Origin of the sequence: Streptomyces sp. NPDC001903 (genome assembly GCF_042891345.1) — a bacterium.
GTDB lineage: Bacteria > Actinomycetota > Actinomycetes > Streptomycetales > Streptomycetaceae > Streptomyces.
Window position 1 is genome coordinate 441762 of record NZ_JBIASZ010000003.1, and the last position, 14013, is coordinate 455774.

Here is a 14013-nt window from a genome sequence, read left to right on the forward strand (position 1 = left end):
GCACGGTCACGAGGAGGCAGGGACATGTCCGAGACGACGGCGACCGTTCCCCGGTGGCACGCGGCGGGCGACTGGTTCGACACCTGCAAGTGCAACGTGCCCTGCCCCTGCTCGTTCGCACAGCTGCCCACCCACGGCGATTGCGACGGCATCCTGGCCTGGCACATCCGCGAGGGCCGTTACGGCGACGTACGGCTGGACGGCCTGAACGTGCTGATGGTGGCCTCGTTCGTCGGCAACATCTGGGCCGAGCACTCGGACACGTACGCCGCGGTCTTCGTCGACGAGCGCGCCGACGGCCCCCAGCGCGAGGCGCTTGCGATGATCTTCGGTGGGCAGGCGGGCAGCTGGCCTGCCCAGATGGTCACCATGATGGGCGCCGAGATGCGCGGCATGGAGTTCGCCCCCATCGAGGTCGAGGTCGCCGACGACCTCGCGAGCTGGCGGGCGGTGGTGCCGGGCCGGGTCGAGGCGAGCGCGGTCGCGCTCACCGGACCCACGACCCCGGAGGGTGCGCGCGTCCAGTCGACCAACCTGCCGGGTGCGGAGACCGGACCGGGCCAGGTCGCGACCTGGGGCCGTTCGACGGTGGACCGCGCCGATGCCCACGGCTTCCTCTGGAGTCGCGAAGGCCGGTCCAGCAAGCACATCACCTTCGACTGGACCGGGCCCGACTAGGACGACGTCACGGGGCGGGCGTGGGGAACGGCTCCGTCTCCGCCGCGGCGCGGGCCTTCTCGGCTCGGGCCTTCTCGGCTCGGCGCCGCAGCGCGTCCTCGTCCGTGTCCGCGTCGTACGTGACCAGCTTGGGCAGCGCCACGGCGAGGGCCCCCACCGCCGCCACGCACATCAGGCCGCCGCTCCAGAACGCCGACCGCGTGCCCGTCCAGCCGGCGACCGTGCCCGCGCGGACCTGGCCCAGCTGCGGGCCCACGCTGTACGAGAGCACCTCGATGCCCGCCAGCCGCCCGCGCAGTTCCTCGGGAATGGTCTGGTTCCAGATCGTCGCCCGGCCCAGGCCGCTCAGCATGTCACCGGCTCCCGCGACCGCCAGGCACGCCAGCACCACCCAAATGTCGGTGAACCAGCCGGTCGCCGCGATCGCCACGCCCCAGACCGCGGCCCCGCACACCACGAACAGGCCGTGCCGCCGCACCCGGGAGGTCCAGCCGCTGGTCATCCCGAGGACCAGGGAGCCCACGGCACCCGCCGAGTACATGAGGCCCAGTGCCCACACCGCGTCGAGTTCGTCCGCCAGGAAGGGGAAGATCGTGTTCGGGAAGGCGAAGAACATGGCCGCCAGGTCCACCGCGTACGTGCCCAGCAGCACCGGCCGGCTCCACGCGTAGCGCGCGCCCTCGGCGATCCCGTGCAGCGAGGGCCGCTCCGCGTCGGGCGAGGGCGGCGCCGGGGCCAGCCGGGTGCACAGGATCACGGACAGCACGAAGCCGCCGAGGGTGATGCCGTAGGCGGCCGGGTAGCCGGCGTAGGCGACGACCAGGCCGGCCAGCGCCGGTCCGGCGATCGCGCCGATCTGGTAGCGCAGCGCGTTGAGCGCGGCGGCCGCGGTCATCTGCTCGTGCGGCACGATCCGCGCCATCATCGAGTCCAGGGCCGGGCGCTGCAGACCGGCCAGCGCCGAGACGCCGGCCGCGACCACGTACAGGGGCCACAGCAGCGGGTTCGGCAGCAGGGAGTTCACGAGCAGGACGAGGGCGAGCACCCCGAGCCCCGCCTCGCTCAGCATGATCATCCGCCGCCGGTCGATCGCGTCGGCCAGGGCCCCGCCGTAGAGGCCGAAGACGACGAGCGGGACGAGTTCCACCGCACCCATCGCACCGACCGCGAGCGGCGAGTCCGTCAGGTGCTTGATCTGCAGCGGGAGGGCGATCATCGCCATGAAGGACGTGAAGAACGTGACGGCGCCCTGGAAGAAGAGCAGCCGGAAGTCGCGGCTGGACCGCCACGGGGACAGGTCGGGAAGCAAACTGGACAAACGGGTGGTACTCACAACGGGTCATCGTGAGGGAACCGCCCGCGCCCGGGCAACGCATTTTCGCCGCCGGGCACGGGCACGGGCGCGCGGGCCGCTCAGCCCGCTTCGCCTCCCAGGTGCCGCCACAGGAAGGTGTACGCGAGCGCGTGGTTGACGGCGGCCTGTTCGTTGTCGCTGGCTCCGCCGTGGCCGCCGCCGGTGTTCTCGTGGAAGAGCACCCGGTGCCCCAGTTCCCGCAGCCGGGCGGCCGCCTTGCGGGCGTGGCCGGGGTGGACGCGGTCGTCGCGGGTGGAGGTCATCAGCAGCAGGGGCGGGTACGGCCGGTCCGCCTCGAGGTTGTGGTACGGGGAGAGGGCTTCGAGGTGGGGCCGGTCGGCCTCGCTGTCGGGATCCCCGTACTCGGCGACCCAGGAGGCACCGGCGAGCAGGCGGTGGTAGCGGAGCATGTCCAGGAGCGGCACCTTCGCGACGACCGCGCCGAACAGCTCCGGGTGACGCACCAGCATGGCGCCCATCAGCAGGCCGCCGTTGCTGGCTCCGGTGATGCCGAGCCGGTCGGGGGTGGTGATGCCGCGGGCGGTGAGGTCGGCCGCGACGGCGGCGAAGTCCTCGAAAGCCCGTACCCGGTTCGCGCCGAGGGCGGCCTGGTGCCAGGCGGGGCCGTACTCGGAGCCGCCCCGGATGTTGGCGACCGCGTACGTACCCCCGCGGGCGAGCCAGGCGCGGCCGGTCAGCGGGCTGTAGCCGGGGGTCTGCTGGTCCCGGAAGCCGCCGTACCCGTACAGGAGCGCGGGCCCGGGCCCGTCCTGGCCGGCGGGGCCGACGACGAAGTACGGGACCCGCGTGCCGTCCGCGGAGGTCGCGAAGAACTGCCGGACCGACAGCCCGCGGGCGTCGAAGCGGGCGGGGGCCTGCTTGAGGGGCTCGGAGCCGGCGCCGATGTGCCCGTACGCGAGCGTGGAGGGCTGCAGGAAGCCGTCGACGTTGAGGAAGTACTCGTCGCTGACGTCCGGGTCGGTGTCGGTGACGGTCGCCGAGGACAGCGCCGGCACGTCCGCGAGCGGCCGGCGGCTCCAGCCGTCCGGGCCCGGGGTGAGGACCTCGATGCGGGTGGCGACGTCGGCCAGCGTCTCCAGGATCAGGTGGTGGCGGGTCCAGCTGTGCCCGGCCAGCGCGGTGCGCTCGTCGGGCGCGAACAGCACGTGCGCGGTGCGGTCCCCGGCCAGGAAGGCGTCGAAGTCGAAGGCGAGGAGCGAGCCGGCCGGGTGGCCGAGCCAGGGGGTCTTCGGGGTGACGATCAGCCACTGGCGGTGCGCGTACTTCCCGGCGTCGTCCGGGACCTCGATCTTCACGAGCCGGTCGCCGTCGGCGAGCAGGTACAGCTCGTCGTGGAAGAAGTCGGTGTGGCGGGAGACGAAGTCGCGCTCGTGGCCGGGGGTCGGGTCGTGCCAGCCGGCGGCGGACACGTCTCCCGGCTCGGCCTCGAAGACGACCGCGGCCTCCGTCACGGGGGTGCCCCGGCGCCAGCGCCGGACCGTGCGGGGATAGCCGGAGGCGGTCAGCGAACCCGGTCCGGAGTCGGTGCCGAGGAAGACGGTGTCCTCGTCGATCCAGCCGATCCGGGTCTTCGCCTCCTCGACCCGGAAGCCGCCGTCCCCGGCGGGGACGAAGGCCAGGTCGTCGAGGTCGAACTCGCGGACCACGACGGCGTCGGAGCCGTCCCGGGAGAGCTGGACCAGGGCGCGGCGGTGGTCGGGGTGGCGCACCCGGGCGCCGGCCCACACCCACTCCTCGCCCTCCCGCGCGGCGAGGGCGTCGATGTCGAGGAGCACCTCCCAGGCCGGGTCGTCCTTGCGGTACTGCTCCGGCGTCGTCCGCCGCCACACGCCCTTCGGGCGTTCCGCGTCCCGCCAGAAGTTGTAGAGGTGCGCGCCGCGGCGGGCGGTGTACGGGATGCGGTCGGCGTCGTCGAGGACCTCGCGCAGTTCGTCGCGCAGCACCTCGAAGCGCGGGTCGGCGGCGAGCGCGGCGGCGGTCTCGGCGTTCCGCTCCGCCACCCAGGCCAGCGCGCTCTCGCCCTCGACGTCTTCCAGCCACAGGAAAGGATCTTCAGCAGTCACCCCACGATTGTGCAGCCCCGCCGGGCGCCCCGGCGCCGCATCGGTGGAGCAGGTGCGGCTCCGGGCCGCCCGGATCGGGCGGTGGAGGTCAGGCCGACAGCGGCCGGTCGTGGGCGCCGACGGGCGCGGGCAGGGCCGTGGAGCCGGTGAGGTAGCGGTCCACGGCGGCGGCCGTCGCCCGGCCCTCCGCGATGGCCCACACCACGAGGGACTGGCCGCGCCCGGCGTCGCCCGCCACGAAGACCCCGTCGGGCCCGTGGCGGGGGGCCCGCCGCTCCACGCGACGGCCCCAGGCCGGCGGCACGCCCGCCGCGGGGGCCTCGGCCCAGGGCGGCGCCTTGGCGGCCCCGGGACGGCCCGCCGGTGCGGAGGAGGATCCGCGCCCGTCGGACCCGCCGGGGGCGTCGGAGGCGCCGAGGGCCGCGTAGCCCGCGTCCCGGGCGAAGTTGCCCCGCTCGTCCCGGGTGAGCCCGAGCTGTTCGCCGAGCCGGCAGGCCCGCTCCGGGCCGGAGAATCCGAGCGCCAGCAGGACCAGCTCCGCCTCGATGACCCGCTCGGTGCCCGGCCTGGGCGTGCGCCCCACGGCCTCGACCGCCGTCAGGTGCAGGGCCCTGACCCGGCCGTCCGCATCGCCCTCGAAGTGCACGGTCGCGCTGGAGAAGAGGCGGGGGTCGGTGCCGTGGCGCCCGCGCGCCTCCTCGTGGGCGTGGGAGATCCGGTACACCTGCGGGTGCACCAGCGGCCACGGCTCCCCTTCGGGCCGCTCGGGGCCCGGCTCCGGGCGGATGTCGAGCTGGACCACCGACAGCGCGCCCTGCCGCAGGGCGGTGCCCAGGCAGTCCGAGCCCGTGTCCCCGCCGCCGACGATCACCACGTGCCGGCCCTCGGCGGTGAGGGCGGGCGCCGCGAAGTCGCCCTCACCGACCCGGTTGGCGCAGGTCAGGTACTCCATGGCCTGGTGTATGCCGTGCAGTTCGCGGCCCGGCGCGGCCAGTTCCCGGCGCTCCTCGGCCCCGACGGCCACGACGACGGCGTCATGGCGGCGGCGCAGTTCGGCCGCGTCCACGCGGCCGCCGATGTCGGCGTCCGTACGGAACACCGTGCCCTCCGCCCGCATCTGGGCGATCCGCAGCTCCAGGTGGGTCTTCTCCATCTTGAAGGCGGGGATGCCGTAGCGGAGCAGGCCGCCGATGCGGTCGGCCCGCTCGTAGACGACGACGGTGTGCCCGGCCCGGGTCAGCTGCTGGGCCGTGGCGAGCCCGGCCGGACCGGAGCCGATGACGGCGACGGTCTGCCCGCTGAGTCGGCCGGGCGGCACGGGCGGGGCGTACCCGAGCGCCCAGGCCTGGTCGGCGATGGTCTGCTCGACGTTCTTGATGGTCACCGGGTCGGCGTTGATCGCCAGTACGCAGGAGTCCTCGCACGGGGCCGGGCAGAGCCGGCCGGTGAACTCGGGGAAGTTGTTGGTGGCGTGCAGCCGCTCGGCCGCGGACCGCCAGTCGCCGTGCGCGGCGTAGGCGTTCCACTCGGGGATGAGGTTGCCGAGCGGGCAGCCGCCGTGGCAGAAGGGGACCCCGCAGTCCATGCAGCGGTTCGCCTGCTCGGACACCAGGGGCAGCAGCGTCTGCCCGGCGTGCACTTCGCGCCAGTCGCCGAGCCGCTGGTCCGCGGGGCGCGACGGGACGGGGTTCCGGGGGGTCCGGAGGAAGCCGTACGGGTCGGTCATACGCCGCCTCCCTGGTCACAGGCGGATACGGCGGTCAGACCAGGTTACGCCGGGTCCGGGGCTCCCGTATCGGCCAGGAAGGCGGCGGTGGCCCCGGTGAACCGCTCGGGGTCGTCGAGCCACGGGGCGTGGCCGGCTCCGGGCTGGACGAGGAGCCGGGCGTGCGGGAACAGAGCGGCGTACGCGACGGCGGCCGGCCGCGGCAGCGATACGTCGCACTCGCCCGCGAGGACGAGCACGGGGGCGTCGAGCCCCGCGAGTGCCTTGCGGGTGGTGTCGGGGTCGAAGGCGCCTTCGCCGGCGTAGGCGGCCGTGGCCTCGGCGTTCTTCTGGGGCTCGTCGGCGGCGTCGTAGGCGCGGGCCGCGTCGTCCCAGCGGCCGTGGAGGAAGGGGGCGATCGCCTGCCGGCTGTCGGCGGTGCCCCGGCCCGCGACGACGGCTTCCAGGGCGGCGTACGCGGCCGGGTACCAGGGCTCGCCCCGGCGCAGCCGGGCGGTCTCGAGCCGGGATTCGCCGGTGATCGTGATGCCGACGGCCATGACGCTCGGGGTGAGCAGCAGGAGCTTGCCGACGCGCTCCGGGTGGCGGCCGGCGTACAGGGCGGCCAGGTTCGCGCCGGCCGAGTGCGCGAGCAGGTCGATCCGGCCGAGGCCGAGGTGCGCGCGCAGGGCCTCGACGTCCTCGACCTGCCGGTCGCAGCGGTAGGAGCCGGTGTCGGCGGGCGCCTCCGAGCGGCCGGTGCCGCGCAGATCGAGCATGATCAGCTGCCGGTGGGCGCCGAGCCCGCCCAGTTCGCCGAGGTAGACGGAGTCACGCATCGGCCCCCCGGGCAGGCAGACGAGCGGCGGCCCGTCCCCGCCGAGGACGCGGTAGGCGAGCGTGGTCCCGTCGGGAGCGGCGAAAGTAGGCATGGCGCAGACCCTGCCAGCGGCTTCGGCTCCGGGCAACCGCGTTTCCCCGGGCTCCCGGACGCCGGGGCGGTCCTCCCCCGGTGCGGGGCGGTCAGCAGCGTGCGCGGGTCGCCGCGACCAGGGTGCGGGCCTCGGCGACGGTGGCGGTCAGCTCCTCGGCGGTGGTGCCGGGTGCTCCCAGCAGGCGGCGGACGCGGCGGCCGAAGCCGGCGGGGGCGCCGGGCAGCGTCTCGGCGACGGCCAGGGCGCCCTTCTCGTTGAGGCACCAGCGGCGGTCCGCGGCGAACAGTGCCTGCACCAGCACGCCCACCGCCCGGGACAGGCACAGTGACACGTACAGGGCGTCGGCCCGGGCGGCGCCCTTCGCCGCGCCCTCGACCAGGAACTCCGCCTCCCAGGCCGCCGCGGTCAGTGCCTCCCGCAGCGGCTCGGGGTAGTCGGCGGTCCGCCGCCGCAGGTCCGCCAGCTCGCCCGTCGGATCGGCGAGCACCTGCCCGAGCGCCACCTCGCCCGCGTAGCAGGGCGACCAGAACCCGAGCGGGTGCCCCGCCTGTACGCCTACCTCGTACCGGCCCTCGCGGCACTGCTCCCACACCTGTCCGACCCGGTCCAGATCCCGCAGGATCCAGTCCACGGCGGTCCCCTCGACGCGCAGCCACGCACCGCCGTTGACCCAGGGGCCCCACTCGCCGGGTGCGGCCACGTCCACGCCGGGCCCGGCCAGCGCGCGCAGCGCCTCGAGATCGGGGGCGCCGCGGTAGTAGACGCCGAGGTCCCAGTCCGAGCCGGGCCGGTGCTCCCCGCGGGCCCGGCTGCCGCCGAGCATCACGCCCACCACACCGGGTACCCGGGCCAGGCGCTCCGCCATGTCCTTGATGATCGTTTCCACGGCGCGAGTCTCGCACCGCCCGCCCGCGCCCGGCCAGCGGATTCCGGCCGGTCCGCCCTACGCGCCCGCGTCCACCCCGCCGCCGGCGGTACCCGCGTCGCCGGCGGCGTCCAGTGCGGCGGTCAAGTAGCGCCGTACGACGTCCAGTTCACCGGGGGTGAAGTCTTCGGCGGCCTCGACCAGGCCGCCGATCAGCGGGCCGAAGAAGGACCAGCCCAGCTCGACGGCCTTCGGCTCCACCACGAGCAGGATCCGGCGCCGGTCCCGCTCGTCGCGGCTGCGGCGGACCAGGCCCAGCCGCTCCAGCCGGTCGAGGAGCCCGGTGGTGCCCGCCGAGTTGAGCCGCAGGGCCTCGCCGAGCCGCCCCGGGGTGACCGCCTCCCCCGCCCGGTCGGCGTCGAGCAGCCGGATCAGGGCTCGCAGATCGGTCGGATGCAGGCCGTTGCGCGCCGCGAACTCGGCGCCGCGCAGATGGAGTTCCACCGTGACGGCGCGCAGGAGGTGGACCAGCCGCATCGCGGGGGTTTCGTCATCGCTCACTCGACTATTCTCTCGCCGAACGAGATAATCGGTCAACGAGACGATATCCGGAGGCTGCCGTGCCCGCGTCCACACCCGCATCCGCATCCGCATCCGCATCGCGAGAGTTCTTCGCCGCCTACGAGGCGCTGCTCACGCGCTGGCCGGCCGGCACCGCCGAGATCGACGTCCTGACCCCGTACGGGACGACCCGCGTCCACGCGTACGGGCCGGCCGGGGCGCCCGCGGTGCTGCTCCTGCACGGCGGCGGCTCCACCGGCGCCGTCTGGTTCGCCAACGCCGCGGCGCTCGGCGCGCACCACCGGGTACTCGCCGTCGACATACTCGGCGACGCCGGCCGCAGCGTCCGCACGGGCGTCCCGCTGCGCACCACCGCCGACCTGATGGGGTGGCTGGACGCGCTCCTCGACGGGCTCGGCGTCCGGCGGGCCGCACTGCTGGGGCATTCGTACGGTGCATGGATCGCCCTGACGTACGCCCTGCACGCGGCCGAGCGGGTCGACCGGCTGGTGCTCCTCGACCCGACCCGGTGCTTCGCGGGCTTCCGCCCCGGGTTCCTGCTGCGCTCACTGCCCGTGCTGGTGCGCCCGAGGACGGCCCGCGCACTCGCGCACCTCGACCGGGAGACGGCGGGCACGGACACCGACCCGGACTGGAAGCGGCTGTTCGCGCTGGCGGCCTCGGACTTCCCGCACCGGAAGCTGATCGTCGGCCGCCGCCCGGACGCCAGGGCGCTGAAGGCCCCGCTGCTCGTCCTGCTCGCGGGCCGCAGCGGCGCCCACGATCCGGAGGAGGTCGCGGCCCGCGCCCGCGAGGCCGTACCGCACGCCCGGATCCGGACGCTCCCGCGGCTCACCCACTACGCGCTGCCCACGGCGGCGTCCGCTGAGACGAACCGCCTGGTCGGCGCGTTCCTCGGGGCCGACCCGGCAGATCCGGCAGATCCGGCCGGCCCGACCCACCGGGAAGGTCAGTCCAGGTCGAGGTGGTAGGCCCCGGCGGCGGCGTCGGCGAACAGCGTGAACTGGACGCGATGCCCCGGCTCGCCGTCGTGGTCGCCCTCGCCGTCGCAGTCGACGTCCACCTCGACGGGCTCGGCGTCCACGAGGACGTACTCCCCGTAGCCCTCGAAGTCCCCGGGGCCGTCCGCGACACCGATGTGGATCGGGGTCTCGTCGGGCAGCCCTGCCAGCACCTCGCGGAGCCGTCCAGCGGTCCACACCTGCGGATTGTGATCGAACATGTCAGCCATGCGGCGACATTAGAGGGCGAAGGGTGCACCACGGCCACGGCGCGCCGGTCGGTTTCGCGCATCCGCGACGACCGTCACCCGGAGTGCGTCCGAAGGCGGCACAGGTGCGCGTGGAGCACCTCCTGCGCCTCGGAAGGGGCGAGGTGGCCGATGAGGACCTGCGCGGTGAGCCCGTCCGCGAGGGCGAGGAGGGTGCGGGCCTCACGGTGCGCGTCGAGGGGCTCCGCGCGTCCGTCGCCCGGCCCCGCCTCCGCGATGAGCTGCGCGAACGACTCCTGCAGGGCCGCGTAGTTCGCCCGCAGCGCGGCGGCCAGCGACTCGCTGACCGCGGCCTGCGCGACGAAGGCCAGCCAGACCCTGGCCTCGGCCCGGTGCTCCTCCCTCAACAGCGCGACCTCGGTGGCCGCGTACCCCAGGGCGGTGCCGGCCGACTGGGCCGGGCTCCTGACCAGCCGGGCCCGGACGCGCTCGCCGATGCGCTCGCCCACGTACCCGAGGGCGAAGACGAGCATCTCCTCCTTGGTGCGGAAGCAGCGCTGCACGGCGCCCATCGAGACCTGCGCGCGGGCGGCGACGTCGCGCAGGGTCACGCCTTCGAGCCCGCGCTCGTCGGCCAGTCGGCAGACGGACTCGGCGATGAGGCGGCGCCGGCCCTCGTGATCCACCTGCTTGGGCATGCCCGATCCCCTCCCACTCTTATTCGATGCAACTGCATCGGTTCTCAGGTTACTGTTCCGATGCAAGTGCATCGGAACGTGGAGGGAGAGGTTCGCACGATGATGGATCCCTTGTGGAAGATGTCGGCCGCCGCGCAGGCGGAGGCCGTGCGCCGGGCCGACGTGTCGGCCGCGGAGCTGGTCGAGAACCACCTGGAGCGCATCGCCGAGGTCAACCCGCAGGTGAACGCGGTCACTCAGGTGATGGCGGAGCGCGCCCGTGCGGCCGCGGCGCGCACCGACCGGCTGCGGGCCGGGGGCGGGGCGCTGGGGCCGCTGGCGGGCGTGCCGTTCACCGTGAAGGAGACCACCGCCGTCGAAGGGGTGCCGACCACCTTCGGCACCCCGCGCTTCCGCGATCTGGTGGCACCGGCCGATGCGCTCCCGGTGGCCCGGCTGCGCGCGGCGGGAGCCGTGCCGATCGGGCACGCGAACGTACCCACCCTGGTCCTGGCCGGGATGCACACCCGCAGCGAGCTGTTCGGCGACACCGTCAACCCGTGGGACCGCGGCCGGACCCCGGGCGGCAGCAGCGGGGGCGACGCGGTGGCCGTCGCGACGGGCATGGCGGCGCTGGGACTGGGCAACGACTCGGGCGGATCGGTGCGCATCCCGGCCCAGTTCTGCGGGGTGGCGGGGCTGAAGCCGTCCACGGGCCGGTTCCCGGCGGACCTCCGCGTCCTCGGCCCGGACGACCCGGGCCCGGCGTCCCAGATGCTCGTCACCGACGGGCCGTTGGCGCGGTCGGTGGGCGACCTCCGGCTGGCGTACGAGGTGCTCGCCGGGACCGATCCGCGCGATCCGCGGGCCGTGCCGGCGCCGCTCCACGGAGAACCGCTGCCGCCGGCGGCCCTGAAGGTCGCCGTGGTGGCGGACCCGGGCGGACAGGGCGTCCACCCCTCGGTGCGCGCGGCCGTGGCGGCCGCGGCCGGCGCGCTGCGGGACGCCGGGTACGACGTACGCGAGGTGGCGGACGTACCGCGCATGGCCGAGGCCCTCGACGCGTACGGCCGGATCACCGTGACCGAGTTCGCCCCGAGCTGGCCCGTGGTGCGCACGCTGCTCGGCGCGGGCGGCGACCGGTACATCGCGATGGCCATGGAGCGCACCCCGCCCGCGAGCGCGGCCGAACTCGTCGCACTGACGGGCAGTTGGCTGGGCATCCGCCGCTCATGGGCCGAATTCCTGGACGAGTACCCGCTGTTGCTCGGCCCCGTGTTCACCGAGCCGCCGGTGGAGCCGGGGCTGGAATCGCGTGACGTGCCGGGCCGGGAGCGCGTCGCGGCGGGCATGCGCCTGTGCACCGTGACCAGCTTCGTGGGCGTCCCGGCCGTGGCCGTGCCGACGGGTCTGGCCGACGGCCTCCCGTGCGGGGTGCAGATCGTCGGACGCGCGTTCCGGGAGGACCTGTGCCTGGACGCCGCCCAGGCGATCGAGAACCGCCTCGGCGTCCTCACCCCGCTGGACCCCCGCGGGTGACGCCTCCCCCGCCGCCGGGCGCGCGTCAGCCGTTCAGGGACTTCATCAGCTCCGGGGCGTAGCGGTCGCCCGAGACCACTCCGTGCGGGGCCACCGCGTCGATGGCGGCCAGCTCGGCGTCCGTGATCGTCACCGCGGTGGCGGCGATGTTCTCCTCCAGGTACCGGCGGCGCTTGGTGCCCGGGATCGGCACGGCGCCCTGGCGCAGGGTCCAGGCCAGGGCCAGCTGCGAGGGGGTGACGCCCTTCTCCGCGGCGAGGCGGCGGACCTGGTCGACCACGGCCAGGTTGCGGTCGAAGTTCTCGCCCTGGAAGCGGGGGTCCGTACGGCGGAAGTCGTCCGCCGCGAAGTCGTCCGGGGTGGTGATCGCGCCGGACAGGAAGCCCCGGCCGAGCGGCGAGTACGCGACGAGCCCGATGCCGAGCTCGCGCAGGGTGTCGAGGACGCCGTCGTACTCGATGCCGCGCTCGAAGAGGCTGTACTCGGTCTGCACGGCGGCGAGCGGGTGCACGGCGTGGGCGCGGGCGATCGTGGCGGGCGCGGCCTCGCACAGGCCGATGTGGCGGACCTTGCCGGCGGCGACGAGCTCGGCCAGGGCGCCGACGCTCTCCTCGATCGGGACGTTCGGGTCGACGCGGTGCAGGTAGTACAGGTCGATGTGGTCCGTGCCGAGGTGGCGCAGGGAGCGGTCGGCCGAGCGGCGGATGTACTCGGGGGTCGCGTTGTGGCCGCGGAAGGCGCCCTCGTCGGTGAACTCCACACCCGTCTTGGTGGCGACGACGGCGGCGTCCCGGCGGCCGGCGAGGGCCTTGCCGAGGAGCTGCTCGTTGAGGAAGGGGCCGTACCCCTCGGCGGTGTCGAGCAGGGTGACGCCGAGCTCCAGGGCGCGGTCGATGGTGGCGAGGGACTCGGTCTCGTCGGTGGCTCCGTAGTGGGCGCTCATGCCCATCAGGCCGAGGCCTTCGGCGCCGACCTCAAGGCCCTGACCACCCAGTGCGCGGATCTCCATGGCGTGTGCTCCTCCGTAAGTAACTAACTGGATAGTTCGACTATGCACTCGGCTCGCGTCGCATGTCAATAACCAGATAGTTACTTGCTAGGCTGCGGGCATGGCACGGGATTCCAGCGCGACCAAGGCACGCCTGCTCGACGCGGCGTTCTCCGAGTTCGCCGCGTACGGCATCGCCGGCGCGCGCGTCGACCGCATCGCCGAGGCCGCGCAGGCGAACAAGCGGCTCATCTACGTCTACTACGGCAACAAGGAACAGCTCTTCGACGCCGTGCTCCAGCGGGCGCTGGAGACGGGTGCGGAGTCGGTCCCCTTCGACGCCGAGGACCTGCCGGGCTACGCGGGCGCCGTCTTCGACCACCTCGTGGCACAGCCGGCCCTGATTCGGCTGATGCTGTGGAAGCAGCTGGAGCGGCCCGGCGCCACGGACACGGAGTCGGCGGCGTACCGCGGCAAGATCGCGGCGGTGGAGGCGGCACAGAAGGCGGGGCACGTCGACGCCGCGATGGACCCGGCGGACGTCCTCACCCTGGTGATCGGCCTGTCCCAGGCCTGGTTCGGCGCGGTGGGCGGCCCGGCGGCGGGCGAGTCGGGCACCGGCTGGGAGCCCGAGCGGCTCGCACACCACCGCACGGCGGTGACGGAGGCCGTCCGCCGCGCGACGGCTCCCCCGCGCGGCGGGGCCTGACGCCCCTCGGCGGCGGCGCCCCCACTCCGCCCCCGGCGGCCTACGCGGGCGGGGGCACGGGCCCGGGCGTCCTCGGCGGCGGCGGCGGGGTCAGGATCATGGTGACGAGGTGGTCGAGTGCCGCCTCGGCACCCGGCCCCCGCGGCAGCACCTCGGGGGCCGTGTCGGGGGCGGTCCTGCGCAGTTCCAGCCAGCCCAGGTAGGCGGCGTACCCGGCCAGGGCGCGGTGGCGGGCCTCCCCCGGCCCGAAGCCCAGTCCGCCGAAGATCTCCGCGAGGAAGTCCAGCCGGGTCCGGGTGACCCGGGCGACGACCTCGGCGACCGCCGGATGGGCGGTGTGCGCGACCAGCGCCGGCTCCAGGCCGGCGATCTCCTCGGAGCCCAGCGCGACGGCGAACAGCATCCGCGCCCGGGTCCACGGATCGTCCTCGTCCCGGACGGCGGTGATGACCTCGGCCGTGGCGTGCCGCTCCCACGCCTCCAGGGCGGCCACGAGCAGGGCTTCCCGGTTCTCGAAGTGCCAGTAGAAACTGCCGCGCGAGACAGCGAGTTCACGGGCGAGCACGTCCACCGCAACCGCCGCGAGTCCGCCCCGGGCCAGGGCGCGGAGCGCCGCCGCCGTCCACTCGTCCTTGGTCACTCTCCCCTTGGCCATGTTCCGTACAGTACTGTACGGAACAATCCATA

Annotated in this window: 14 protein-coding genes; 4 read left to right on the plus strand and 10 right to left on the minus strand. The window is 74.6% G+C overall.

Annotation, left to right across the window (positions count from 1 at the left end):
- Positions 1 to 24: 24 nt before the first annotated feature.
- Entirely contained in the window at positions 25 to 678 is a 654-nt protein-coding gene (locus ACFYZS_RS08740; RefSeq protein ID WP_389008348.1) for a DUF1326 domain-containing protein, read from the plus strand.
- Positions 679 to 685: 7 nt separating this feature from the next.
- On the opposite strand, the gene ACFYZS_RS08745 is transcribed toward ACFYZS_RS08740, so the two are convergent.
- From ACFYZS_RS08745 to ACFYZS_RS08770, 6 genes are all read right to left on the minus strand, one after another.
- Positions 686 to 1996, minus strand: coding sequence for an MFS transporter (locus tag ACFYZS_RS08745; RefSeq protein WP_389008351.1), 1311 nt, complete (start codon positions 1994 to 1996; stop codon positions 686 to 688).
- A 95-nt stretch (positions 1997 to 2091) separates the two neighbouring features.
- Entirely contained in the window at positions 2092 to 4116 is a 2025-nt protein-coding gene (locus ACFYZS_RS08750; protein WP_389008354.1) for a prolyl oligopeptidase family protein, read from the minus strand.
- A gap of 88 nt (positions 4117 to 4204) precedes the next feature.
- A complete protein-coding gene (locus ACFYZS_RS08755; RefSeq protein WP_389008357.1) occupies positions 4205 to 5842 on the minus strand; it encodes a glutamate synthase subunit beta in 1638 nt (545 codons plus the stop codon).
- A 44-nt stretch (positions 5843 to 5886) separates the two neighbouring features.
- Positions 5887 to 6753: an alpha/beta fold hydrolase gene (locus ACFYZS_RS08760; protein ID WP_389008360.1), complete on the minus strand. Its 867-nt coding sequence runs from the start codon at positions 6751 to 6753 to the stop codon at positions 5887 to 5889.
- Positions 6754 to 6844: 91 nt separating this feature from the next.
- Positions 6845 to 7621, minus strand: coding sequence for a nucleotidyltransferase domain-containing protein (locus ACFYZS_RS08765; protein ID WP_389008833.1), 777 nt, complete (start codon positions 7619 to 7621; stop codon positions 6845 to 6847).
- Positions 7622 to 7699: 78 nt separating this feature from the next.
- Entirely contained in the window at positions 7700 to 8158 is a 459-nt protein-coding gene (locus tag ACFYZS_RS08770) for a MarR family transcriptional regulator (protein ID WP_389008835.1), read from the minus strand.
- Between the two features lie 83 nt (positions 8159 to 8241).
- Here ACFYZS_RS08770 and ACFYZS_RS08775 point away from each other — a divergent pair, with 83 nt between their 5' ends.
- On the plus strand, positions 8242 to 9174 hold the full coding sequence (locus ACFYZS_RS08775) for an alpha/beta fold hydrolase (protein ID WP_389008363.1): 933 nt from the start codon (positions 8242 to 8244) through the stop codon (positions 9172 to 9174).
- On the opposite strand, the gene ACFYZS_RS08780 is transcribed toward ACFYZS_RS08775, so the two are convergent.
- Positions 9153 to 9434 (minus strand): DUF6225 family protein, encoded by a 282-nt coding sequence (locus ACFYZS_RS08780; protein WP_389008366.1) that lies wholly within the window; start codon positions 9432 to 9434, stop codon positions 9153 to 9155. The two genes, ACFYZS_RS08775 and ACFYZS_RS08780, sit on opposite strands and share 22 nt — an antisense overlap.
- Positions 9435 to 9508: 74 nt before the next feature.
- A complete protein-coding gene (locus ACFYZS_RS08785) occupies positions 9509 to 10111 on the minus strand; it encodes a TetR/AcrR family transcriptional regulator (protein ID WP_389008369.1) in 603 nt (200 codons plus the stop codon).
- A gap of 99 nt (positions 10112 to 10210) precedes the next feature.
- On the opposite strand from ACFYZS_RS08785, the gene ACFYZS_RS08790 reads away from it, so the two are divergent.
- Positions 10211 to 11629 carry an amidase gene (locus tag ACFYZS_RS08790; RefSeq protein ID WP_389008372.1) on the plus strand — a complete coding sequence of 473 codons (1419 nt, stop codon included), beginning with the start codon at positions 10211 to 10213 and terminating at the stop codon, positions 11627 to 11629.
- 25 nt (positions 11630 to 11654) lie between these two features.
- Here the strand turns inward: ACFYZS_RS08790 and ACFYZS_RS08795 are convergent, their stop codons facing one another.
- Entirely contained in the window at positions 11655 to 12638 is a 984-nt protein-coding gene (locus tag ACFYZS_RS08795; RefSeq protein ID WP_389008375.1) for an aldo/keto reductase, read from the minus strand.
- Between the two features lie 100 nt (positions 12639 to 12738).
- Here ACFYZS_RS08795 and ACFYZS_RS08800 point away from each other — a divergent pair, with 100 nt between their 5' ends.
- Positions 12739 to 13326 (plus strand): TetR family transcriptional regulator, encoded by a 588-nt coding sequence (locus tag ACFYZS_RS08800; RefSeq protein WP_389008378.1) that lies wholly within the window; start codon positions 12739 to 12741, stop codon positions 13324 to 13326.
- Positions 13327 to 13366: 40 nt separating this feature from the next.
- Here the strand turns inward: ACFYZS_RS08800 and ACFYZS_RS08805 are convergent, their stop codons facing one another.
- Complete coding sequence (locus ACFYZS_RS08805) at positions 13367 to 13981, minus strand: TetR/AcrR family transcriptional regulator (protein WP_389008381.1); 615 nt, start codon at positions 13979 to 13981, stop codon at positions 13367 to 13369.
- Between the last annotated feature and the right edge of the window lie 32 nt (positions 13982 to 14013).

What these genes read in the sequence shown, in the direction of transcription:
- ACFYZS_RS08740 (WP_389008348.1), top strand. Translation starts at nt 25, where the DNA reads ATGTCCGAGACGACGGCGACCGTTCCCCGGTGGCACGCGGCGGGCGAC.
- ACFYZS_RS08755 (WP_389008357.1), bottom strand. Translation starts at nt 5,842, where the DNA reads ATGACCGACCCGTACGGCTTCCTCCGGACCCCCCGGAACCCCGTCCCG.
- ACFYZS_RS08760 (WP_389008360.1), bottom strand. Translation starts at nt 6,753, where the DNA reads ATGCCTACTTTCGCCGCTCCCGACGGGACCACGCTCGCCTACCGCGTC.
- ACFYZS_RS08765 (WP_389008833.1), bottom strand. Translation starts at nt 7,621, where the DNA reads ATGGCGGAGCGCCTGGCCCGGGTACCCGGTGTGGTGGGCGTGATGCTC.
- ACFYZS_RS08770 (WP_389008835.1), bottom strand. Translation starts at nt 8,158, where the DNA reads ATGCGGCTGGTCCACCTCCTGCGCGCCGTCACGGTGGAACTCCATCTG.
- ACFYZS_RS08780 (WP_389008366.1), bottom strand. Translation starts at nt 9,434, where the DNA reads ATGGCTGACATGTTCGATCACAATCCGCAGGTGTGGACCGCTGGACGG.
- ACFYZS_RS08785 (WP_389008369.1), bottom strand. Translation starts at nt 10,111, where the DNA reads ATGCCCAAGCAGGTGGATCACGAGGGCCGGCGCCGCCTCATCGCCGAG.
- ACFYZS_RS08790 (WP_389008372.1), top strand. Translation starts at nt 10,211, where the DNA reads ATGATGGATCCCTTGTGGAAGATGTCGGCCGCCGCGCAGGCGGAGGCC.
- ACFYZS_RS08795 (WP_389008375.1), bottom strand. Translation starts at nt 12,638, where the DNA reads ATGGAGATCCGCGCACTGGGTGGTCAGGGCCTTGAGGTCGGCGCCGAA.
- ACFYZS_RS08800 (WP_389008378.1), top strand. Translation starts at nt 12,739, where the DNA reads ATGGCACGGGATTCCAGCGCGACCAAGGCACGCCTGCTCGACGCGGCG.
- ACFYZS_RS08805 (WP_389008381.1), bottom strand. Translation starts at nt 13,981, where the DNA reads ATGGCCAAGGGGAGAGTGACCAAGGACGAGTGGACGGCGGCGGCGCTC.